The 23,094-nt window shown below is 55.3% G+C and carries 16 protein-coding genes and 2 pseudogenes; 12 read left to right on the top strand and 6 right to left on the bottom strand.

Translation table 11 applies throughout. The features are described from left to right. Positions 1 to 2 precede the first annotated feature (2 nt). Together garR and F7Q90_RS04615 are read left to right on the top strand one after the other, a co-directional pair. Positions 3 to 887 (top strand): 2-hydroxy-3-oxopropionate reductase, encoded by an 885-nt coding sequence (gene garR, locus F7Q90_RS04620; protein ID WP_006120768.1) that lies wholly within the window; start codon positions 3 to 5, stop codon positions 885 to 887. 73 nt (positions 888 to 960) lie between these two features. After that, the gene (locus F7Q90_RS04615; RefSeq protein WP_006120767.1) at positions 961 to 2,097 is read left to right on the top strand and encodes a glycerate kinase; all 1,137 of its coding nucleotides are present in this window, start codon (positions 961 to 963) and stop codon (positions 2,095 to 2,097) included. Positions 2,098 to 2,149: 52 nt separating this feature from the next. Here the strand turns inward: F7Q90_RS04615 and barA are convergent, their stop codons facing one another. Continuing rightward, a complete protein-coding gene (gene barA, locus F7Q90_RS04610; RefSeq protein ID WP_006120766.1) occupies positions 2,150 to 4,879 on the bottom strand; it encodes a two-component sensor histidine kinase BarA in 2,730 nt (909 codons plus the stop codon). A gap of 87 nt (positions 4,880 to 4,966) precedes the next feature. Here barA and rlmD point away from each other — a divergent pair, with 87 nt between their 5' ends. The 7 genes from rlmD to queE all read left to right on the top strand — a co-directional run bounded on the left by rlmD (position 4,967) and on the right by queE (position 14,813). Next, positions 4,967 to 6,286, top strand: coding sequence for a 23S rRNA (uracil(1939)-C(5))-methyltransferase RlmD (gene rlmD / locus F7Q90_RS04605; protein ID WP_006120765.1), 1,320 nt, complete (start codon positions 4,967 to 4,969; stop codon positions 6,284 to 6,286). 32 nt (positions 6,287 to 6,318) lie between these two features. Beyond that, entirely contained in the window at positions 6,319 to 8,550 is a 2,232-nt protein-coding gene (relA, locus tag F7Q90_RS04600; RefSeq protein WP_006120764.1) for a GTP diphosphokinase, read from the top strand. Between the two features lie 89 nt (positions 8,551 to 8,639). Continuing rightward, positions 8,640 to 9,428, top strand: a complete 789-nt coding sequence (mazG, locus tag F7Q90_RS04595) for a nucleoside triphosphate pyrophosphohydrolase (RefSeq protein ID WP_006120763.1) — start codon at positions 8,640 to 8,642, stop codon at positions 9,426 to 9,428. A gap of 229 nt (positions 9,429 to 9,657) precedes the next feature. Next, positions 9,658 to 11,295, top strand: a complete 1,638-nt coding sequence (gene pyrG, locus F7Q90_RS04590; protein ID WP_006120762.1) for a glutamine hydrolyzing CTP synthase — start codon at positions 9,658 to 9,660, stop codon at positions 11,293 to 11,295. A 76-nt stretch (positions 11,296 to 11,371) separates the two neighbouring features. Next, entirely contained in the window at positions 11,372 to 12,667 is a 1,296-nt protein-coding gene (gene eno / locus F7Q90_RS04585; protein WP_006120761.1) for a phosphopyruvate hydratase, read from the top strand. 233 nt (positions 12,668 to 12,900) lie between these two features. Beyond that, complete coding sequence (locus F7Q90_RS04580) at positions 12,901 to 14,016, top strand: endonuclease/exonuclease/phosphatase family protein (protein ID WP_006120760.1); 1,116 nt, start codon at positions 12,901 to 12,903, stop codon at positions 14,014 to 14,016. Positions 14,017 to 14,141: 125 nt separating this feature from the next. Further along, on the top strand, positions 14,142 to 14,813 hold the full coding sequence (gene queE / locus F7Q90_RS04575; RefSeq protein ID WP_006120759.1) for a 7-carboxy-7-deazaguanine synthase QueE: 672 nt from the start codon (positions 14,142 to 14,144) through the stop codon (positions 14,811 to 14,813). A gap of 33 nt (positions 14,814 to 14,846) precedes the next feature. Here the strand turns inward: queE and F7Q90_RS04570 are convergent. The 3 genes and pseudogenes from F7Q90_RS04570 to F7Q90_RS04560 all read right to left on the bottom strand — a co-directional run bounded on the left by F7Q90_RS04570 (position 14,847) and on the right by F7Q90_RS04560 (position 16,927). After that, a pseudogene (locus F7Q90_RS04570) lies at positions 14,847 to 15,447 on the bottom strand (inorganic diphosphatase). Between the two features lie 159 nt (positions 15,448 to 15,606). Then, a complete protein-coding gene (gene queD / locus F7Q90_RS04565) occupies positions 15,607 to 15,966 on the bottom strand; it encodes a 6-carboxytetrahydropterin synthase QueD (RefSeq protein WP_006120757.1) in 360 nt (119 codons plus the stop codon). Positions 15,967 to 16,099: 133 nt separating this feature from the next. Further along, the gene (locus F7Q90_RS04560; protein ID WP_006120756.1) at positions 16,100 to 16,927 is read right to left on the bottom strand and encodes an arylamine N-acetyltransferase family protein; all 828 of its coding nucleotides are present in this window, start codon (positions 16,925 to 16,927) and stop codon (positions 16,100 to 16,102) included. Between the two features lie 276 nt (positions 16,928 to 17,203). Here F7Q90_RS04560 and cysJ point away from each other — a divergent pair, with 276 nt between their 5' ends. The 3 genes from cysJ to F7Q90_RS04545 are packed head-to-tail and all read left to right on the top strand — an operon-like array spanning position 17,204 to position 21,455. Then, a complete protein-coding gene (gene cysJ / locus F7Q90_RS04555) occupies positions 17,204 to 19,006 on the top strand; it encodes an NADPH-dependent assimilatory sulfite reductase flavoprotein subunit (protein ID WP_151160783.1) in 1,803 nt (600 codons plus the stop codon). Further along, positions 19,006 to 20,727 carry an assimilatory sulfite reductase (NADPH) hemoprotein subunit gene (cysI, locus tag F7Q90_RS04550; protein WP_006120754.1) on the top strand — a complete coding sequence of 574 codons (1,722 nt, stop codon included), beginning with the start codon at positions 19,006 to 19,008 and terminating at the stop codon, positions 20,725 to 20,727. Before cysJ ends, cysI begins: the two co-directional genes overlap by 1 nt. Then, positions 20,724 to 21,455: a phosphoadenylyl-sulfate reductase gene (locus tag F7Q90_RS04545; protein WP_006120753.1), complete on the top strand. Its 732-nt coding sequence runs from the start codon at positions 20,724 to 20,726 to the stop codon at positions 21,453 to 21,455. The genes cysI and F7Q90_RS04545 overlap by 4 nt, the downstream gene beginning before the upstream one ends. Before the next feature lie 90 nt (positions 21,456 to 21,545). On the opposite strand, the gene F7Q90_RS04540 is transcribed toward F7Q90_RS04545, so the two are convergent. Further along, positions 21,546 to 22,817: an alanine racemase gene (locus tag F7Q90_RS04540; protein WP_006120752.1), complete on the bottom strand. Its 1,272-nt coding sequence runs from the start codon at positions 22,815 to 22,817 to the stop codon at positions 21,546 to 21,548. 9 nt (positions 22,818 to 22,826) lie between these two features. Further along, positions 22,827 to 22,967, bottom strand: a pseudogene (locus F7Q90_RS04535) (glutamine ABC transporter ATP-binding protein); the annotation flags it as partial. Positions 22,968 to 23,094 lie beyond the last annotated feature (127 nt).

Below are 23,094 nucleotides of genomic sequence, written 5' to 3'. Positions count from 1 at the left end.
CAATGAAAATTGGCTTTATTGGCCTTGGGATTATGGGCAAACTTATGAGTAAAAACCTGCTGAAGGCGGGTTATTCACTTGTCGTGCGGGATCATCATGCCGAAAACGAGGCCGAGCTGGTCGCGCTGGGTGCGACAACGGCCAGCAACGCGAAAGAGATTGCCGGGCAGTGCGATGTGGTCATCACCATGGTGCCGAACTCGCCGCAGGTCAAAGAGGTTTGTCTGGGTGAAAATGGCATTATCAATGGGGCAAAACCCGGTCTGATTGTCATCGACATGAGCTCAATCGCCCCACTGGCAAGCCGGGAAATCCATGATGCGCTGGCGGCAAAACAGATCCGTATGCTGGATGCGCCGGTCAGTGGCGGCGAACCCAAAGCCATCGAAGGCACGTTGTCGGTGATGGTGGGCGGCGATAAAGCCGTGTTTGACCAGTGTTACGACATCATGAAAGCCATGGCGGGCTCGGTCGTGCATACCGGCGATATCGGTGCCGGTAACGTGACCAAGCTGGCCAATCAGGTGATTGTGGCGCTGAATATTGCCGCGATGTCAGAAGCGCTGTCACTGGCGACCAAAGCCGGTGTCAATCCGGAGCTGGTCTATCAGGCTATACGTGGCGGTCTGGCAGGAAGCACCGTGCTGGATGCGAAAGCGCCGATGGTGATGGACCGCAATTTTAAACCCGGCTTTCGTATCGATTTACATATTAAAGATCTGGCTAACGCACTGGATACCTCACATGACATTGGTGCTCCTCTCCCACTGACAGCGGCGGTGATGGAGATGATGCAGGCACTGCGTAACGACGGACAGGGAACCGCCGACCACAGCGCGCTGGCCTGCTATTATGAAAAGTTAGCAAACGTCGAAATTTCGCGCTAAGCGTTGCCCGGTATCTGGGGATGCCGGGCGAATGTCCTTCCCTTATCGTCAAACCATACCGTCTGGATTGCTTATGAAAATCGTCATCGCACCGGATTCATATAAAGAAAGTCTCTCTGCCCTGGATGTGGCGTCGGCAATCGAAGCGGGATTTCGCGAGATTTTCCCCGATGCGCATTATGTGAAAATACCGGTCGCTGATGGCGGTGAAGGCACGGTTGAAGCGATGGTCGCTGCAACCCAGGGAAAAAAGATCAGGTTACAGGTGACCGGTCCACTGGGGGAACCTGTGGAGGCGTTCTATGGGGTGTCGGGCAACGACGAGACCGCCTATATCGAGATGGCCGCCGCCAGTGGCCTGGAGCTGGTCCCGGCGGCGCGGCGCGACCCATTGATTACCACTTCGTTTGGCACAGGTGAACTGATCAAAAACGCGCTGGATAAAGGGGTAAAGCACATCATTATTGGCATTGGTGGCAGCGCCACCAATGACGGCGGCGCAGGAATGATGCAGGCGCTGGGGGCGCGTTTGCTGGATAAGCAAGGTGAAGAGATTGGCCCTGGCGGCGGCGCGCTGCCGCATCTGGCCCGCATTGATATTTCCCGCCTGGACAGCCGTATCCGGGCGTGCCGTTTCGAAGTGGCCTGTGATGTGACCAATACGCTGACAGGCGATGACGGTGCGTCGGCGGTCTTTGGCCCGCAAAAGGGCGCAACACCTGAACGGGTGGCACTGCTCGATAAGGCGCTGACGCACTATGCTGCGATGATTCAGCGCGATCTGGGCATGGATGTCCTGCAGGTCAGCGGTGGCGGTGCCGCAGGGGGAATGGGGGCCGCACTGTATGCATTTTGCCAGGCGGCCCTGCGCCCCGGTATTGAAATCGTTACAGAAGCGCTGGGGCTGGCGGCGCAGTTGCAGGACGCCCAACTGGTGATTACGGGCGAAGGGCGCATAGACAGTCAGAGTATCAATGGCAAAGTGCCGATTGGCGTCGCGAAAGTTGCAAAGCGGTTTGGTCTTCCGGTGATTGGCATTGCCGGTAGCCTGACGGACGATGTCGGCGTCGTTCATCAACATGGCATTGATGCGGTATTCAGCGTGCTATACCGTATCTGTTCGCTGGATGAAGCGCTGGATGGCGCACGCAACAATGTGCGGCTTACTGCACGCAATGTGGCGGCCACCCTGAAAATCGGGGGTTTTTAAACGCTAATTTGGGGGCCCCTGGCGTTCAGGGGCCTGCTGACTGACCGGCTTTTCACGGCATAGCGAGCACGCGGCGCGCCTGTCTGGCCACATTTTCCATCTCATCCTGCAGCTCCAGCAACTCCGGCTCCAGCGCCTCAATATCACTGGCCTGATGCAGTTCTTTTTCCAGTTTACGACAGAGTTGCTTCATCCGCGGTACGCCGCTGTAACTGGCGCTGCCGTGAAGTTTATGGATAATTTCCCGCAAGGCAACCGCATCGTTTTCAGCCATGTACTGTACGATCTTAGCGTGCACTTCCGGCAAAAATTCCAGCAGCATTCGCAATAAATCCCGCGCTAAATCAGGTTTGTTGGCCGCCTGACGTAACGCCAGTTTCCAGTCCAGCGTGGGCAGGATCTGGGGAACCTCGGGCACAGCGCTGGCCGGGCTGGGCATATAACGCGTCAACACCTGGCTGAGCTTATTTTCATCAATAGGCTTAGCAAGATAGTCGTTCATGCCGGCCCGGATCAGGTGCTCACGTTCACCATCGATCGCGTGCGCGGTTACAGCGACGATCGGCGTGTTGGCATGGTTTGGCAGCGTGCGGATAATTTCACTGGCGCGAATGCCATCGATGTCGGGCATCTGGATATCCATTAAAATCACGTCCAGTGCTTGCCGGTGGGCGACGTGGATGGCCTGCTCGGCGTTATTGCACAGGATGCTGTGCTCAACCTGTTCTTCCAGCAGTGCGCCGATCAGCTTGAGATTCGCAGGATTATCATCCACCGCCATGACGGTTAACGGCAGACGCGGCGAGGAAGAGGTATCGTTACTGTGGCGGGCATGCAGCTCCAGCAGCATGGGCAGTAAACGTGTTTGTGAGACAGGTTTGGCAATACAGCCGTCAATGCCACGTACTTTTAGCTCATCGGCCAGTAACATCATTGGGCTTGGCAGCGCCATGATGACCTGATCGGCGCGTTCCAGCAGCGAATTGATAAACCGGCTTTCCAGCACCTGCGACTTGCTGGCATCGACAGGCATCGCCATCAGCAACAGGGGATAACGCGGCTGACTCAGGCCTTCCAGCGTTAAGCTGTGCTCTACCTGTAACGGCGTCGCGCCTAAAATCTCGACGACTGCGCTGGCAACATCGGGATTCGCTTCCACATAGGCCATACGGGTGTTCGATAGTGCGTCAAGGACGCGCGGCATACTCGGTGCATTCGGATTGAGATCAAGTTTCACGCGCACCCAAAAGGTGGAACCGTGATTCTGGCGGCTGACGAAGGTGATCTCCCCGTTCATTTCCCGCACCAGTTTCTGGGTGATCACCAGTCCCAGCCCCGATCCGCCGTGGCGACGGGAAATGCTGGCATCCGCCTGGCGAAAGGCCTGAAACAGCTGCGCCTGCTGTTCTTCGGAAATGCCTATCCCCGTATCACGCACCTGAATCTCCAGCTCAACCTGGGTTGCCGTAAAGGTATGTTGCTCAACCCGTAAATTGATGGTGCCTTTTTCAGTGAACTTAATCGCATTGCCCATCAGGTTAATCAGGATTTGCTGCAGGCGAAGCGCGTCACCGATCACGTTGTCGGGGACGTTGTTATCGCATACCACCGTCAACTCCAGCTTCTTTTCGTGGGCCGATGGGGCCAGCAAAACCAGCGTTTCATCCAGCGTGGCGCGAAGCGGGAAAGGAATGGATTCCAGCATCAGCTTTCCGGCTTCCAGCTTCGAGAAATCCAGTACGTCATTGATAATCGACAGCAGGTTATTGGCCGAACGTTCAATCGTCAGCATATAGTCACGCTGGGTGGTGCGCAGCGGCGTTTTCAGCATTTGACGGGTAAAGCCCAGCACGCCATTCAGCGGCGTGCGCAGTTCATGGGACATGTTCGCCAGGAATTCGGATTTGATGCGGGCAGCTTCTTGGGCACGTTTTTTGGCCAGATCCAGCTCAACGTTTTGAATTTCGAGCTGCTCCAGCGTTTCCCGCAGGTCCCAGGTCGCCTGATCGATGTTGTGCTGCATCTCTTCGTGGTAGGCGGTAAGCGACATCGCCATGGCATTGATCCCATTCTTCAGGATGCTCAGCTCGCCCAGCATGTGGCCTTCCACCCGGCTGTCCAGTTGCCCACGACGAATCCGGTCAACGGTGCTGACCATATTGCGAATGGGGCCGGTAACGTCCCGCATCAGGCGATAGGCAAACAACATGGCAATACACAGGCAGAACAGCAGCATCAGGGTGGCAATAAAGACTTCCCGGTATTGCTGTAAACGCACGGACTGCAAATCCAGCTCTATCGCCACATAGCCCAGCGGATTCCCGGCGGGCTTGGCATCCTGTCCGGGCAATTCATCCACGGCGTAACGCTCGGAGGTGATGGGTTTGCGCAGGATCAACAGGTTGCCGCTGCCCTCCAGGGAAACATCCTCGGGCAGCGCCTGGATCGCCTTCTTTGTCTTCAGGCTGAGGTTTTGGTTGGTGTTGGAGGTGACGTAGAGCTGGTTATTATCATCAAAAACAGAAATGGCCCGTACAATGCCGGAATGGCGGTGATGGAGTAAACTCACCAGTTCACGCAGCGCATCACGATTGTGCCAGGTCATGCTGTATTCTGTGGAGACCGCCAGCGGTTCAATGATATTTGCCCCCGCCTCAATCACCTGGCGCTGTAATTCATTGTAGCGATGCACCACAAAAAATGAGCTGAGCAGCAAGCCTACCATTAGCGTAGGCGCCAGGATTAAAATCATCATTCGCGCCCGCAGGCTGTATTTAGTCATAATAGTCGCCTGCTGTTTCGGCCTGAACGTCCCTGTGCACGTCGCTGAAATGGATGCACATCGAATTTAAAGAGAAAGAACTACACTATGGCGCAATTTTATTCCGCAAAACAGCGCGTGACGACCCGAAAAAGGCTGACCGTCACTATCGAAGACCTGGATCCTTTCGGTCAGGGCGTGGCCCGGCACAAAGGAAAAACCCTGTTTGTCGCGGGTGCGCTGCCCGGCGAACAGGCGGAAGTCACCCTGCTGGAGGAGAAGCGCCAGTATGCTCGCGCCAAAACAGAGCGTCTGTTGAACCACAGCCCGTCACGGGTTGAACCTCGCTGTCCGCATTTTAGCCGCTGTGGCGGCTGCCAACAGCAACATGTTGATGAGCCGCTACAGCAGCAGAGTAAAGCGCGTGCGCTGGCACGAATGCTTACTCAGGCAGCAAAGCAGCCGATCACGGTGGATGAGATCATCGCCGGTCCTGCCTGGGGCTATCGCCGCCGTGCCCGCCTTGGCCTGCAGTGGCACAGCAAAACACAGCAGCTCCAGATGGGCTTTCGCCAGGAAGCCACCAACGATCTGGTCGATATCCAGCAGTGCCCCGTTTTGGTGCCCCAACTTGAGGCGCTGATTATTCCGCTGCGCAATTGTCTCACTACGCTTAATGCTGTCAACCGTTTAGGCCATGTCGAACTGGTGCTGGCTGATAACGGGCCGGTGATGTTATTGCGTCATCTGGATGCATTAACTGCTGACGATATGGCAAAACTGGAACGGTTTTCGCATCAGCATCAGCTCATGCTGTTTTTGGATGATGGCGGCGAGGCACTGCGCGCAATCAGTGAACAACGCCCGTTTTATCATTCACACCAGCTTACGCTAACCTTCAGTCCACAGGATTTTATTCAGGTTAATGATACGGTGAATCAGCAGATGGTCGCCAGGGCAATCGCGAGGCTGGATTTACAGCCTGACGATCGTGTGCTGGACCTGTTTTGCGGCATGGGAAACTTTACGCTCCCTGTAGGAAAAACGGTACAAAATGCCGTAGGTGTGGAGGGCGTTGCAGCATTAGTCCAGCAGGCAGAGTATAATGCTGAGGTCAATGATCTTAAAAACGTCAGATTTTTTCAGCACAATCTGGAAGACGATGTTTCGCGTCAGCCCTGGGCGACGCAAGGCTTTAATAAGGTGTTACTCGATCCGGCGCGGGCCGGGGCGGCGGGTGTCATGTCCCATGTCGTCAAACTATCACCACAGCGTGTGGTCTATGTGTCGTGTAATCCTGTAACACTCGCGCGTGACAGCGAAACACTGTTGTCGGCGGGCTACCAATTGGAAAGGGTCGCGATGCTGGATATGTTTCCGCATACCCGTCATCTCGAATCCATGGTGCTGTTCAGAAAAAAAACATAAGTGTCCGGCAGGGGCGCTGTGCAGGAGAGGATATGGTTGCGGTCAGAAGTGCACATTTAAATACGGAAGGGGAATTTGCCCTCGACCAGTGGATCGCCAGTCTTGGCGTGGCTAACCCGCAATCATGTGAACGTCTTGCTGAAACCTGGCGCTATTGTGAGGCGCAGACGCAAGGCCATCCCGACCAGTCGCTGCTGCTGTGGCGCGGTATTGAGATGGTGGAAATCCTCTCAATGCTCAGCATGGACATTGAAAGCCTGTGCGCGGCACTGATTTTCCCGCTCGCCAATGACGAAGTGGTCAGCGAAGAAGAGCTGGAAAAAACCGTGGGCAAAGGCATCGTTTCGCTGGTACATGGCGTGCGCGATATGGATGCGATTCGCCAGCTGAAAGCCATTCATAACGATTCAATGGCCTCAGAGCAGGTGGATAACGTGCGCCGTATGCTGCTGGCGATGGTGGAAGATTTCCGCTGCGTGGTGCTTAAGCTGGCAGAGCGCATTATGAACCTGCGCGAGGTGAAGGATGCACCGGAAGACGAACGCGTTCTGGCCGCCAAAGAAAGCACCAATATTTACGCGCCGCTGGCCAACCGGCTGGGCATCGGCCAGCTGAAATGGGAGCTGGAAGATTACTGCTTCCGCTATCTGCATCCCGAAGAATACAAGCGCATTGCGAAACTGTTGCACGAACGTCGTATCGATCGTGAGCAATATATCGATAACTTTGTTGTTAACCTGCGTAAAGAGATGGCGAAAGAGGGCGTTCGTGCTGAAGTGTACGGCCGTCCCAAACATATCTACAGCATCTGGCGCAAGATGCAGAAAAAATCGCTCGCTTTTGATGAGCTGTTCGACGTGCGTGCGGTGCGTATTGTGGCTGAGCGTTTGCAGGACTGCTATGGCGCCTTGGGTACGGTACATACGCTGTACCGCCATCTGCCCAGTGAATTCGACGATTACGTCGCTAACCCAAAGCCTAACGGCTATCAGTCCATTCATACGGTAGTGCTGGGACCGCAGGGTAAAACCGTTGAGATCCAGATTCGTACGCGTCAGATGCATGAGGACGCGGAACTCGGCGTCGCGGCACACTGGAAATACAAAGAAGGCCCGTCGTCCAGCCATGCCCGTGGGGCGGCAGGCCATGAAGAACGCATTGCCTGGTTACGTAAGCTGATCTCCTGGCAGGAAGAGATGGCCGATTCCGGCGAGCTGCTGGAAGAGGTCCGCAGTCAGGTGTTTGATGACCGCGTCTACGTCTTTACCCCGAAAGGCGATGTGGTCGATTTGCCCGCCGGTTCTACGCCGCTGGACTTTGCTTACCATATCCACAGCGATATCGGCCATCGCTGCATCGGTGCCAAAATCGGTGGGCGCATCGTGCCCTTTACCTATCAGTTGCAGATGGGCGACCAGGTTGAAGTCATCACACAAAAACAGCCGAATCCAAGCCGCGACTGGCTGAACCCGAATTTAGGATTCATCACCACCAGCCGTGGCCGCGCCAAAATTCACAACTGGTTCCGTAAGCAGGATCGCGATAAAAACATTCTCGCCGGTCGCCAGATTCTGGACAACGAGCTGAACCAGATGGATATCAGCCTGCGCGAAGCCGAGAAGCTGCTGCTGCCGCGCTATAACGTCACCTCGCTGGACGAGTTACTGGCCGCCATTGGCGGCGGGGATATTCGTCTGCACCAGATGGTGAATTTCCTGCAGGCCAAGCTTAATAAGCCGACGGCGGAAGAACAGGACCGTGAAGCCCTGCGTCAGCTGACGCAAAAATCGCACGCGCCGTCTGCCCGCAAGGAAAGTGGTCGCGTCGTGGTGGAAGGCGTGGGCAACCTCATGCACCATATCGCACGCTGCTGTCAGCCTATCCCGGGCGACGATATCGTCGGCTTTATCACCCACGGACGCGGTATTTCCATTCACCGTGCCGACTGCGATCAGCTGTCAGAGCTGATCTCCAATGCGCCAGAGCGCATCGTCGATGCCGTATGGGGCGAAAGCTACTCCAGCGGCTATTCGCTGGTGGTGCGCGTCACGGCTAACGATCGCAGCGGGCTGTTGCGCGATATCACCACGATTCTCGCCAACGAAAAGGTCAACGTGCTCGGCGTATCGAGCCGCAGCGATACCAAAAAACAGCTCGCCACCATTGATATGGACATCGAGATTTACAATCACCAGGTCCTGGGGCGCGTGCTGTCTCGCCTCAATCAGGTACCTGACATCATCGATGCCCGCCGCCTGCACTAACCTGTCATCAGGCGCACGTTTTGACCGACGTGCGCCTGGCTGCTTTTATCACCGCGTTTATGCCAACGGAACACCGGAAGGATTACCCTATGACGTCAATTGATCGCCTGCTGGGCATTATGAAAACCCTGCGCGATCCGCAACAGGGCTGCCCGTGGGATCGCGAGCAGACCTTTGCCACCATCGCGCCTTATACCCTGGAAGAAACCTACGAAGTGCTGGATGCGATCCAGCGCGAAGACTTCGACGATCTGCGGGGGGAGCTGGGCGATTTGCTGTTTCAGGTGGTGTTTTATGCCCAGATGGCACAGGAGCAGGGGCGCTTTAATTTTGATGATATCTGCCATGCCATCAGTGACAAGCTGGAACGTCGCCATCCGCATATTTTTGCGGAAGGCACCGCCGGGAACAGCGCTGAGGTGTTGAAAAACTGGGAGGCGATAAAAAGCGCGGAACGGGCAGAGAAAGCCCAGCATTCGGCACTGGACGATATTCCAAAAGCGCTGCCTGCGCTGATGCGCGCTCATAAAATTCAAAAGCGTTGCCACAATGTGGGCTTCGACTGGACCACGCTGGGCCCGGTGGTCGACAAGGTGCATGAAGAGATCGATGAGGTGATGCACGAGGCGCAGCAAAGCGTCGTCGACCCGCAAAAGCTGGAAGAAGAGATCGGCGATTTACTGTTTGCGACGGTTAACCTCTCGCGTCACTTGGGCAGCAAAGCCGAAATCGCGCTACAGAAGGCCAACGATAAGTTGGAGCGCCGTTTCCGTGCGGTGGAAGCAATCATTACTGCACAGGGACTGTCTATGCCTGGCGCCACGCTGGAACAAATGGAAGCGGCCTGGCAGCAGGTAAAAGCCGACGAAAAACGCTGATTATTCCAGCGCTGCGCATAAAGTGCGCGCTCGGGCTTACTCGATTCAGCTTCGCGTCAACTTTGTGATGTACGTCAACATTTTGTTAACCGCTATCCGCTAAGGTACGCGCAGCAATGCGTGAGGAGAGGGATGTGATTCATCAATTGTGGCTGATGGCGGTTTCCAGTATACTGTTTTCCCGTCTTGGTTATTCCACCGTCTTTAAACCTAAACTCTCAGGTTCAGCATGACAACGAATTATATTTTTGTGACCGGCGGGGTCGTTTCCTCTCTGGGTAAAGGCATTGCCGCAGCCTCCCTCGCAGCCATTCTCGAAGCGCGTGGTCTGAACGTGACCATCATGAAACTGGATCCGTACATTAACGTCGATCCGGGTACCATGAGCCCGACACAGCACGGTGAAGTATTCGTCACTGATGATGGGGCCGAAACCGATCTGGATTTGGGTCACTATGAGCGCTTCATCCGCACGAAAATGTCGCGCCGCAACAACTTCACCACTGGCCGTATCTACTCGGAAGTCCTGCGCAAAGAGCGCCGTGGCGACTATCTGGGTGCCACGATTCAGGTCATTCCGCATATTACTAATGCGATTAAAGAGCGCATCATCGAAGGTGGCGAAGGTCACGACGTCGTGCTGGTCGAAATCGGCGGTACGGTCGGTGATATCGAATCCCTGCCGTTCCTGGAAGCGATTCGTCAGATGGCCGTCGACGTGGGCCGCGAACATACGATGTACATGCACCTGACGCTGGTGCCTTACATGGCGGCAGCGGGCGAGGTCAAAACCAAGCCGACGCAGCACTCTGTAAAAGAACTGCTCTCTATCGGTATTCAGCCAGATGTCCTGATCTGCCGTTCCGATCGGGCGGTGCCGGCCAACGAGCGTGGCAAAATTGCCCTGTTCTGTAACGTGCCAGAAAAAGCCGTTATTTCGCTGAAAGACGTCGATTCCATCTACAAAATTCCAGGCATGCTGAAATCGCAGGGTCTGGATGACTATATCTGTAAGCGTTTCAATCTGAATGCTCCGGAAGCCAATCTGGCCGAGTGGGAGCAGGTGATTTATGAAGAAGCGAACCCGGGCGGCGAAGTCACCATTGGTATGGTGGGCAAATATGTCGAACTGCCGGATGCGTATAAATCTGTTATTGAAGCCCTGAAGCACGGCGGGCTGAAGAATCGCGTTACCGTCAACATCAAGCTGATCGACTCCCAGGACGTAGAAACCCGCGGTGTCGAATTGCTGAAAGATTTAGATGCCATTCTGATTCCGGGTGGGTTTGGTTACCGCGGTGTCGAAGGCAAGCTGATGACGGCGAAATATGCCCGCGAAAACAACGTGCCTTATCTCGGCATCTGTCTTGGCATGCAGGTTGCCCTGATGGAGTTCGCGCGCAATGTTGCCGGTATGGAAGGCGCAAACTCCACAGAATTTGTGCCAGACTGTAAGTACCCGGTGGTCGCCTTGATCACCGAATGGCGTGACGAAGAAGGTAACGTTGAAGTCCGTTCTGAGCAGAGCGATCTGGGCGGTACCATGCGTCTTGGCAGCCAGCAGTGCCAGTTGACCCCGGAAAGCAAGGTTCGCCAGCTGTACGGTTCTGACACGATTGTTGAGCGCCATCGTCACCGCTACGAAGTGAATAATATGCTGCTGAAGCAAATTGAAGCAGCGGGTTTACGTGTGGCAGGACGTTCTGGCGACGATCAGTTGGTTGAGATCATTGAGATCCCGAACCATCCATGGTTTATTGCTTGCCAGTTCCACCCTGAGTTCACATCGACGCCACGCGATGGTCATCCGTTGTTTGCCGGGTTTGTGAAGGCAGCACATGAGCATCAGAAGCGTTTAGCGAAATAAGTTTAACGAACAACGCGCGAACTTTTCGCGCGTTGTTTGTCTTAGGATTGACTAACTTGTACTGAGGAAAATCGTAATGGCCAAAATCGTAAAAGTCATCGGTCGCGAAATTATCGACTCACGTGGCAACCCAACTGTTGAAGCTGAAGTGCACCTGGAAGGCGGCTTCGTAGGCCTGGCTGCAGCACCATCAGGTGCCTCTACCGGTTCTCGTGAAGCACTGGAACTGCGTGACGGTGACAAATCTCGCTTCCTGGGCAAAGGCGTAACTAAAGCGGTTGCTGCGGTTAACGGTCCGATTGCTGAAGCGGTAAAAGGCAAAGACGCGAAAGATCAGGCGAACATCGATAAAATCATGATCGACCTGGACGGTACTGAGAACAAATCTAACTTCGGTGCTAACGCCATTCTGGCTGTTTCACTGGCTGCGGCAAAAGCGGCGGCAGCCTCTAAAGGTCAGGCGCTGTATGAGCACATCGCTGAACTGAACGGCACCCCAGGCAAATATTCTATGCCACTGCCTATGATGAACATCATCAACGGTGGTGAGCACGCGGATAACAACGTCGACATTCAGGAATTCATGATTCAGCCTGTCGGCGCATCAAGCGTGAAAGAAGCGATCCGCATGGGTTCAGAAGTGTTCCACAACCTGGCGAAAGTGCTGAAAAGCAAAGGTATGAGCACAGCGGTAGGTGACGAAGGTGGCTATGCGCCAAACCTGGGTTCTAACGCCGAAGCGCTGGCGGTTATCGCGGAAGCGGTAAAAGCAGCAGGCTATGAGCTGGGTAAAGATATCACCCTGGCAATGGACTGTGCGGCATCTGAATTCTATAAAGATGGCAAATACGTGCTGGCCGGTGAAGGCGGTAAGGCCTTCACCTCTGAAGAGTTCACCCACTTCCTGGAAGATCTGACGAAGCAGTATCCGATCGTTTCTATCGAAGATGGCCTGGACGAATCTGACTGGGATGGCTTCGCCTACCAGACCAAAGTGCTGGGCGACAAAATCCAACTGGTAGGTGACGACCTGTTCGTTACCAACACGAAGATCCTGAAAGAAGGTATCGAGAAAGGCATCGCGAACTCCATCCTGATCAAATTCAACCAGATCGGTTCACTGACCGAAACCCTGGCTGCGATTAAAATGGCGAAAGACGCAGGCTACACCGCTGTGATCTCTCACCGTTCAGGTGAAACCGAAGATGCGACCATCGCTGACCTGGCGGTCGGTACTGCTGCAGGCCAGATCAAAACCGGTTCAATGAGCCGTTCTGACCGTGTTGCGAAGTACAACCAGCTGATCCGTATCGAAGAAGCGCTGGGTTCAAAAGCGCCCTTCAACGGTCTGAAAGAAGTAAAAGGCCAGTAAGTTTACTGACTTCTTACTTCTGATGAAAACCCGCCCACGTGGCGGGTTTTTTTATGCCTTTGCCGTCAGGCTTCCTCATCTTTTTCTGCGACGTCTATGCTGTTTACATCTGTGCTTAACACAACCCACCGATACTGACGCTGTATACACGAATCTGACGCATCCTGTTGCTCGCCTGAGGCGCATGAATCACCGCTTTCAGGCAAAGATTAACTGGCTGAAGGAGAAAACCTGTGAGGCTGGCTTCGTATAACGTTGAAAACCTGTTTGATCGCGCCAGAGCGATGAATCAGAACGAATGGCGTGCAGGAAAACCGGTGCTCGAAAAATTCGCCGAGCTGAATGCCCTGCTGGGGCAGGCTGAGTATACCGAAGCGATGAAAAAACAGATGGTTGAACTGATGGTGGCGCTGGGACTGCAAAAGTCAGACACCGGGCCTTTTGTTCTCCTGCGGCGCAACCGGGGTAAACTGTTGACCCGACCCACAGACAACAGCGGCATTCGCATTATCGCCAATGGCCGTGCTGACTGGGTCGGTTCGCTGGAACTGCGACGTGCGCCGATAGACGAGATTGCTATGGGATTAACGGCGCAGGTCATGACAGATCTCAGGGCGGATATCCTGACGGTCGTGGAAGCAGAAAGCCGCCCCGCGTTGCTGGAATTTAATAACACGATGCTGCCTGCACGCGGCGGCACGCCGTTTAATCATGTGATGGTGATTGATGGCAACGATGAGCGGGGCATTGATGTCGGGCTAATGAGCGCGGCAGACTTTGCTATCGACACAATCCGAAGCCATGTCGATGACAAAGATAAACAGGGCGAGCTGATTTTCTCGCGCGACTGTCCCGAATTCACGATTCCTTTGCCCGACGGTCAAACCCTGCTTGTGCTGGTTAACCATTTTAAAAGCAAAGGGTACGGTGCAAAAGCCAGCTCTGACGCCCGCCGTAAACGGCAGGCGGAGCGGGTCAAAGCGATATATCAGCAACGCATTAAAGACGGGCAAACCCTGATCGCCATCACGGGCGATTTTAACGACACGCCAGACAGCGAGGCCTTATCGCCGTTGCTGAAGGACACCGACCTGAAAGATATCTTTACCCATGAAAAGTTTGATAACGGTGGCTATCCCGGTACCTGGGGCGGTTGCAGCGCCAGTAATAAAATTGACTATATTTTGCTGTCGCCCGCCCTGTGGAAAAAGGTCGAAAAGGGCGGCGTGTGGCGCAAAGGGATGTGGCCCGGGGTTCGCCCGGTAAAATGGGAAACCTATCCCGAACTGAAAAAAGAGGTCAATGCAGCGTCTGATCATGCGGCGGTGTGGGTGGATCTGGCCCTCTGATCCCGCCTGCTGTCCTCCTGTTGCCTGGCGCGTTCACAGCAGATCGCGTCGGTTCAGCATCACCTGACATGATCTCAGCGCTGAGTTCTGCGATAATCGCGTTTTAAAACTTCACAGAGATGATTATGCAGTACCCGATTAACGAAATGTTCCAGACGCTGCAAGGCGAAGGCTATTACACCGGCGTGCCGGCGATTTTCATCCGCTTACAGGGATGTCCGGTAGGATGCAGTTGGTGTGACACCAAACACACCTGGGAAAAACAGGCGGATCGGGAAACAGCATTAGGCGATATTCTGGTTAAAACGGTGGAAAGCGATGCCTGGGGCAACGCGGATGTGCCGATGCTGCTCAGCAGCATCGCGCAACAGGGCTGGACTGCCCGTCACATTGTGATCACCGGCGGAGAACCGGCCATCTACGATTTGCGCCCACTGACCGACGCGCTGGAAGCCGCAGGGTTTCAGTGCCAGATCGAAACCAGCGGGACCCACGAAATCCACTGCTCTGCACAAACCTGGGTGACCGTGTCGCCGAAGGTTAATATGCGCGGCGGTTATGATGTCCTGGCACAGGCGCTGAGCCGTGCAGATGAGATCAAACATCCGGTAGCACGGCAACGTGATGTGGAGGCCTTAGACGATTTACTGGCCGGGATTCAGGACACGAAAGCGCGCATTATTGCGCTGCAGCCGATCAGTCGCAAAGATGATGCGACTAAACTGTGTATCGAAACCTGCATTGCGCGCAACTGGCGCCTGTCGATGCAGACGCATAAATACCTGAATATTGCCTGACAGCAAAAAGGCGGCCCTGGCCGCCTTTTTCATTTACTGTTTCGCTTTCCAGGTTTCATAAGCCTGCTTAATCTCCGCTTTTGCGGCGTTCGCGTCTTCAAACCCTTTCAGCTCAACCTTCTTACGGCCCTCGGGCAGTTCCTTGTAAACGCGAAAAAAAAGCCTCCAGCCGCTGCTGCTCCATTTTGGGCAAATCGGCTACCGTCTGAATCGCATCATAGGTTGGATCGACATGACTGGCGGGTACGGCGACAATTTTGTCATCCACTTCGCCGCCGTCGATCATTTTCAGTACGCCAATCGGGCGCAGTTTAATGAGTGTCCCGGGGGCGAGTGGGGCGCGCGTATAGAAGATCACATCCAGCGGATCGTTATCACCGCCCAGTGATTGCGTCAGCGAACCGTAGTTAGCCGGATACGCAACCGGCATGGACTGAAAACGGTCGGCAACGATGAAACCGGTTTTCGCATCGGTTTCATATTTTATGATGCCGCCTGCCGGAATTTCCGTGACGGCATAGAAGGCATCCGGCAGCGTTTCGGGTTGCGGGAAGTTAAGGATGTTTTCCGCCTGGACGGCGGCAGAGGCAGTGATAAAAACGGACAAGGCCAGAAAAGGCTTTCTCAGGTTCATTGTTGATTCTCATGATCTTTAATGAAGGAGAGAACAGCCTGGTCGGTAAAGATGACAGCGGGATGACAGCCGACGGAACGTTACAATGCATATGTCAGCAACCCTGCCGACTGATCAACCCTGTGCCCGATCAGCCGCCCGTTGGCGAAGGGCGGCCGGTTAACCGCGGTAGGTACAGCCTGCGGTGCAGGTTTCTTTGATCATGACCGCGCTCAGCAACGGCAGGCGAGGCTTCATATGATCCCAAATCCATTTGGCCAGCACTTCGCTGGTCGGATTCTCCAGTCCCGGAATGTCATTGAGGTAATAATGATCAAGCCGGTCATAAAGGGGTTTAAAGGCCGCTTTCAGTTCAGCAAAATCCATCACCCAGCCGGTATGCGCATCCACTTCGCCGGTGATTTCCAGACGCACCAGGAAGGAGTGACCGTGCAAACGACCGCATTTGTGTCCGGCCGGTACATTAGGTAAATGGTGTGCGGCTTCGAACTGGAACTCTTTAAATAACGTGGTAGACATAATCGCTCTCAGGCATTAAAAACGGGCCGAATTCTACCTGAAAAGCAGCTTTTTCGCACCCGTTAAGCGCAGTTTGCTCAGCCAATCGCCAGAATGGTTAAGCGCATCAGGGCGTTAACCCGGCATAAAGCCGTTAACCGTTGTGCGACACGTCGGCGGGAAGACGCGCCACGATTTCTTCGGCGATACCGAAATGCTCAATTAACAACTGATGTTGTTGTGATTGTGACAGCGGCGTGAAGCTTTCGCTTCCGTCCTGGGCTCTTACTACCTGCTCACCTTTAACGATGCCGGTGAGTGTTTCATGACCTGCCCGACGAATCAGCAGTGCACCGTCAAAGCGACTGGTGTTGCGGCTTTTTTGATGGCGCGCCTGAAAGTCAGCGAAGGGGATATTAAGCGCCAGGAGCTGACAATCCAGCCTTGCCCGACCTAACGGCTTCCAGTTAATCAACCAACTGTCGCCCTGCTGATGAACCTGCGTGCCCCAGACGGGATGCGCATACTCTGCCACCTCAAGCGGCAGCGGATGGCCATGAAGCATCGTAGCATCCACCACCAGAGGACGATCGTCGAGGGTGACCAACAGCAGACCATGACCGGGAGAATCGACGGGGGACGGACGCGAGGACAGCATCCTGGATACACCGAGTTGTGCACGAAATCCCAGTTGCATGAGCAGCGCAAAGAGTGCGCCATGACCGGCCCAGCAGGTGCCGCCGGTGCCAAATTGTAGCCAGTGCGTGAAAAAATCGTCGGCCGTGGTGCCGGGCAACGGTTGGGAAGGAGGATCGTTCGCGAGAATGCGCCGGCGGATAGTGTCGAAGGGCACCTTCTGGCACCAGGCGCGGTAAAGCGCCTGAAGTCCGGCCGCATCTGGGGCAGGGGAGTGATCCAGGCCCAGTTTATCCAGGATTCGCTCTGTCAGCGCAGGCGATAATGCAGTTACTGTCTCAGGCACCCGATCCTCTCGTATCGTCGCTTTGGCAATTCGTTATGCCACGTATTCAGGGCAATCACCCGCCATTAATCAGAGCGGGAAGGATGATTACCTGAGTCTGTTGATGACTGTCAGGATTACCACTTTTAACGATTAATTGTATCTGAAAAACCATTTAGTCATTTTGGTTATTTGATATGTCGAAGGCGTCTTTAATCGTTAATATAGCTGGCTGTACCCTTCTCTCTCTTCCGCCACTATTCGGTCCGGATTTCTGCTACTGGAATTTTTATCGCGATGACGACTCAGGCACCAGGTTCACTGCTTCCGCTCTCTCCGGAGCAACTTGCCCGTTTAGAGGCAGCAACGACAGATTTTTCCACCACTCAAATGGCGTGGCTCTCCGGCTACTTCTGGGGCAAAGTCAATCATGCGCCGGGTCAGGCGGTGGCCAGCGCTCCGGCACAGCCTGAAGCGCCCGCGATTACGCTGCTTTCCGCCTCGCAAACCGGCAACGCCCGTCGGGTGGCTGAACAGCTCCGCGATGACCTGCAGGCCGCAAAGCTGACCGTGAATCTGGTGAACGCCGGCGACTACAAATTTAAACAAATCGGCCAGGAAAAGCTGCTGATTGTGGTGACCTCCACGCAAGGGGAAGGCGAGCCGCCGGAAGAAGCCGTTGCGCTGCATAAATTCCTGATGTCGAAAAAAGCGCCCAAAATGGACGGTGCGGCTTTTGCCGTACTGGGTCTGGGCGACACCTCCTATGAATTCTTCAGCAAGGCGGGCAAAGATTTCGATACACGGCTGGCTGAGCTGGGGGCGGAACGCCTGCTGGATCGGGTTGATGCCGATGTTGACTATGCTGAGCAGGCCAGCGCCTGGCGCAAGGCGCTCACCGACATTCTGAAAGCACGGGTCCCGACGGCCTCGCCCGCACAGGCGGCGGCAACCGTGGCGGGCAGCGTCAATGAAGTGTCCACCAGCCCCTATTCCAAAACGCAGCCCCTCAGCGCGAGTTTATCGGTCAATCAGAAAATCACCGGCCGCGATTCGGATAAAGACGTCCGCCATATCGAAATTGATTTGGGCGATTCCGGTTTGCGCTACCAGCCCGGCGATGCGCTGGGCGTCTGGTATGAAAACGATGCCGCGTTGGTCAGCGAACTGCTGGAGCTGGTGTGGTTAAAAGGCGATGAGCCGGTTGACGTACAGGGCCAGACGCTGCCGCTGCCAGAGGCGCTGCAGAAACATTTCGAGTTAACGGTCAACACCGCGCAAATTGTGGCGCAGTACGCCACTTTATCCCGCAACGATGAACTGCTGTCGCTGGTGGATGACAAAGCTAAACTTCAACAGTACGCGCAACGTTATCCGATTGTCGATATGGTTCGCCTGGCGCCTGCGCAACTGACGGCTGAGCAGCTGACCGGCCTGCTGCGTCCCTTAACCCCGCGCTTGTATTCGATTGCCTCTTCGCAGGCGGAGACCGATACCGAAGTGCATATCACCGTGGGTGCGGTACGTTTTGATATCGAAGGACGGCAGCGCGGCGGCGGCGCATCAACCTGGCTGGCAGACCGTGTTGAAGAAGACGGCGAAGTCCGGGTGTTTATCGAACATAATGATAACTTCCGCCTGCCGGAGAATCCCGATGTACCTGTGATCATGATTGGTCCGGGCACCGGAATCGCCCCGTTCCGCGCCTTTATGCAACAGCGTGACAACGATGGGGCCAGCGGGAAAAACTGGCTGTTCTTTGGCAATCCGCACTTTACGGATGACTTTCTGTATCAGGTGGAATGGCAGAAATATGTTAAAGACGGCCTGTTAACGCACATCGATCTGGCCTGGTCGCGCGATCAGGCAGAGAAAATATACGTACAAGATAAAATCCGCGCGAAGGGTGCGGAAGTCTGGCGCTGGATTCAGGATGGCGCGCACCTGTATGTCTGCGGCGATGCAAATCGCATGGCAAGAGACGTTGAGCAGGCGTTACTGGATGTGGTGGTCGAGCACGGTGCTATGGATCGTGAAACGGCTGACGAATTTTTAAGTGAGCTGCGCATTGAGCGCCGCTATCAGCGAGACGTTTACTAATGACTGAAAAATACCCTGGACCGCTGGTGGTTGAAGGCAAACTGACAGATGCAGAGCGGTTAAAAAAAGAGAGCAATTATCTGCGTGGAACCATTCTTGACGATCTTGAGGATGGACTGACCGGTGGTTTCAGCGGCGACAACTTCCTGCTGATCCGTTTTCACGGCATGTACCAGCAGGATGATCGCGATATTCGCGCAGAACGCGCCGAGCAAAAGCTGGAACCGCGCCATGCCATGATGCTGCGCTGCCGCCTGCCGGGTGGGATTATCACGCCGACCCAGTGGCTGGCGATCGATAAGTTTGCCACCGAGAAAACGCTCTACGGCAGCATTCGTCTGACGAACCGTCAGACGTTCCAGTTTCACGGCATCCTGAAAAAGAACGTCAAACCTACGCATCAGATGCTGCATGAAGTGGGGCTGGATGCGCTGGCGACGGCGAATGACGTTAACCGTAACGTCCTGTGTACCTCCAACCCGGTGGAATCCGCGTTGCATCAGGAAGCCTACGAATGGGCGAAAAAGCTGTCAGAACATCTGCTGCCGCAAACCCGCGCCTATACTGAGATTTGGTGGGATCAGGAGAAAGTCGCCACAACCGACGAAGAGCCGATCCTGGGGGAAACCTACCTGCCGCGTAAGTTTAAAACCACGGTGGTGATCCCGCCGCACAATGATGTCGATCTGCACGCTAACGATCTGAACTTTATTGCCATTGCGGAAAACGGCAAGCTGGTCGGCTTTAACCTGCTGGTGGGCGGCGGTTTGTCCATTGAGCACGGTAACAAAGCGACCTATGCCCGTACCGCCAGCGAATTCGGCTATTTCCCGGTAGAGAAGATTCTGGACGTCGCCGCGGCGGTGGTTACCACGCAGCGCGACTGGGGCAACCGTACCGATCGTAAAAACGCCAAAACCAAATACACGCTGGAGCGCGTGGGCGTTGACACCTTTAAGGCCGAAGTTGAGAAGCGCGCCGGTGTGACGTTTGAGCCGACGCGCCCTTACGAATTCACTACACGCGGCGATCGTTTCGGCTGGATCAAAGGGATCGACAACAAATGGCATCTGACGCTGTTCATTGAAAACGGCCGTCTGCTGGATTATCCGGGACGTCCGTTAAAAAGCGGCATCGCCGAAATCGCCAAAATCCATCAGGGCGATTTCCGCCTGACCGCCAACCAGAATCTGATCGTGGCGGGCGTGCCAGAAAGCCAGAAAGCGCAGATTGAGGCGATTGCCCGTGAACATGGACTGATGGAAAATGTGACGCCGCAGCGAGAAAACTCAATGGCCTGCGTGGCGTTTCCGACCTGTCCACTGGCTATGGCGGAGGCTGAGCGTTTCCTGCCGTCTTTCGTCACCCGGGTTGAAGCGATCATGCACAATCACGGCGTCGGTGAAGAGCACATCGTGCTACGCGTTACCGGTTGTCCGAACGGCTGTGGCCGTGCGATGCTGGCAGAAGTGGGCCTGGTCGGGAAAGCGCCAGGGCGTTACAACCTGCACATTGGGGGTAACCGTATCGGCACGCGTATCCCACGTATGTATCGTGAAAACATTACCGAACCTGAAATTCTCGCCACAATTGATGAGCTGGTAGGGCGCTGGGCGAAAGAGCGCGAGGCCGCAGAAGGCTTTGGCGACTTCGTGATCCGTGCGGGCATCGTTGCTCCGGTGCTGGACCCTGCGCGCGACTTCTGGCAGGAGGCAAAATGAGTATCGATCTTGCAGCACTGAATGCGATGTCGAAGGTCCAGCGCGCGATGGCGCTGGCCGCGACGAACGCCCAACTGGAAAAAGCCTCTGCGGAAGAACGCGTAAGCTGGGCACTGGAAAACCTGCCGGGTGCTTATGTGCTCTCGTCCAGCTTTGGTATTCAGGCTGCCGTATCGCTACATCTGGTCACGCGTGTGCAACCCGATATTCCGGTTATCCTCACGGATACGGGCTATCTGTTTCCAGAAACGTATCGCTTTATAGATGAGCTGGCCGACCAGCTCAATCTCAACCTGAAGGTGTTCCGCGCCGAAACGTCGCCTGCCTGGCAGGAAGCGCGTTATGGCAAGCTGTGGGAACAAGGGGTTGAAGGCATTGAGCAGTACAACCAAATCAACAAAGTTGAGCCGATGAACCGGGCACTGGAAACGCTGGGCGCCCAGACCTGGTTTGCGGGCCTGCGTCGCGATCAGTCAGGCAGTCGTGCCAGTCTGCCGGTGCTGGGCGTTCAGCGCGGTGTGTTTAAAGTGCTGCCGATTATTGACTGGGATAACCGCCAGGTCCATCAGTATCTGCAAACCCATAATCTGAAATACCATCCGTTGTGGGACGAAGGCTACCTGTCGGTGGGAGATACGCACACCACGCGTAAGTGGGAGCCGGGCATGGCGGAAGAAGAAACACGTTTCTTTGGCCTGAAACGCGAGTGCGGCTTGCACGAAGGCTGATGAAGACAGCATAACAAAACGGGCGATTCGGATGAATCGCCCGTTTTGTTATGGGCCGGTCGCGGCCTCAGCGGTGGAGATTCTCTGCGGTCAGAACGCGGTTTCTACGCTGTCCACGACGCGGTAGTCGTCATCGACCAACGGAAGATAGCGCCACTTATCAAAAGCGGTACAGGGATGAGAAATACCGCATCCTACCAAGTCGCCCGGCTGAAGGGATTCATCCGCGGGAAGGCGCAGATAGGCATGCTGATCGTTAACCTCGCTGATCGACAGATGCGTGCCGGATCGCGGTGCGCTGCCGTCAGCGGCACGCATCCACAGCGGGACAGGTAAATCCTGATCGAAAGGGACATCGCGTCGGCCAAAGTCCAGCAGCGCCAGTCCCGGTTCCGGACGGGACAGTACGCGTCCCCAGATTTCCAGCGCGGCTTCAAAATAGTGGCCTGAGCCCGGCTGCGCAAAGGGGGCGATACGGGAATAGAGACCGCTGTCGTGTGCCATATACGCACCCGAGCGAATTAAAGGCTGAACCGGTAGCGGCAGCGTGGCCTGGGTAAAGCACGCTGTCACCACATCAAACCAGGCACCCCCACCGGCGCTCAGCAGAATGGTCTCACTCTGAAACAGCTGGCGTTCAGCCAGCAGAGTGGCGGTAGATAACATGACGTTGCAGTAGTGCTGAATTAACGCCACGCCCGCTGCATCACGTGCGGCACCCAGCGCCCCTTCATAGCCCGCGACACCGACAAGCTGCAGGTGGCGACTCTGGGCGATGCGTTCAGCTATCCTCAGCACTTCCTCCTCGGTTCGGCATCCTGTTCTGCCGCCGGGAATCGATACTTCAATCAACACGGCAATGGCCGTATCGCCCAGGTTCTCTTCCAGCAGCGTGATGCCCGCCAGTGAATCCACATAACAGAGAAAGCCGTGGTCAGGATGCTGGCGCTGCCATTCACCGATCCAGCGAATACCGGCAGGATCGACTAACTCGTTTGCCAGAAAGACATTGCGGATACCAAAGTGTCGCAGGGCACGGACCTGAGCGGGCGTGGCGGCGCTGATGCCCCATGCACCGCCCTGACTGACAGCTCGCCGTAAGATGGTCGGTGCCATCGACGTTTTACCGTGCGCCGCCAGCATGACACCTTTTTCGCGACAGAATGCCGCGAGTTGCTGCAGGTTATTCTCCAGTGCGGCCTGTTTCATGACCATCACCGGCGAAAACACTGCTGCGCTGCGCAGGACGTCGGTGCCGATCTCAAGCGGCGCCGCGCCGTTACCGGCAACGGATTTAAAACGGGGCGATGGCTGCGCGGCATCCAGCGTGGCATCCGCGTTTAGCGGAAGACGTAAAGACATAGCGGCTCCTTAATGCTCAAGAACGCGTGACAGAAACTGTTGCGTGCGTGGATTCTGGGGATGCCCGAAAATGGCGTCTGGTGTGCCCTGTTCGGCAATCACGCCCTGATCCATAAACACCACCCGGTCAGCGGTTTTGCGGGCAAAGCCCTGAGGGATCCCCACAAATTGACGCTAATAAACCAGCACCATTTTGTGGTAAACCCTTGTTAAATTGTTAAGAACGTCCTTCAGGGATATTCGCCTGAGCATTAGCGGAGAATGCCGTAAAATATTC

The sequence above is a fragment of the Pantoea stewartii subsp. stewartii genome, assembly GCF_008801695.1.
In the GTDB taxonomy this organism is placed as follows: Bacteria; Pseudomonadota; Gammaproteobacteria; order Enterobacterales; family Enterobacteriaceae; genus Pantoea; species Pantoea stewartii.
Note: the sequence above shows the minus strand (reverse complement) of the source record. Positions and strands in the feature narration are given on the sequence as shown.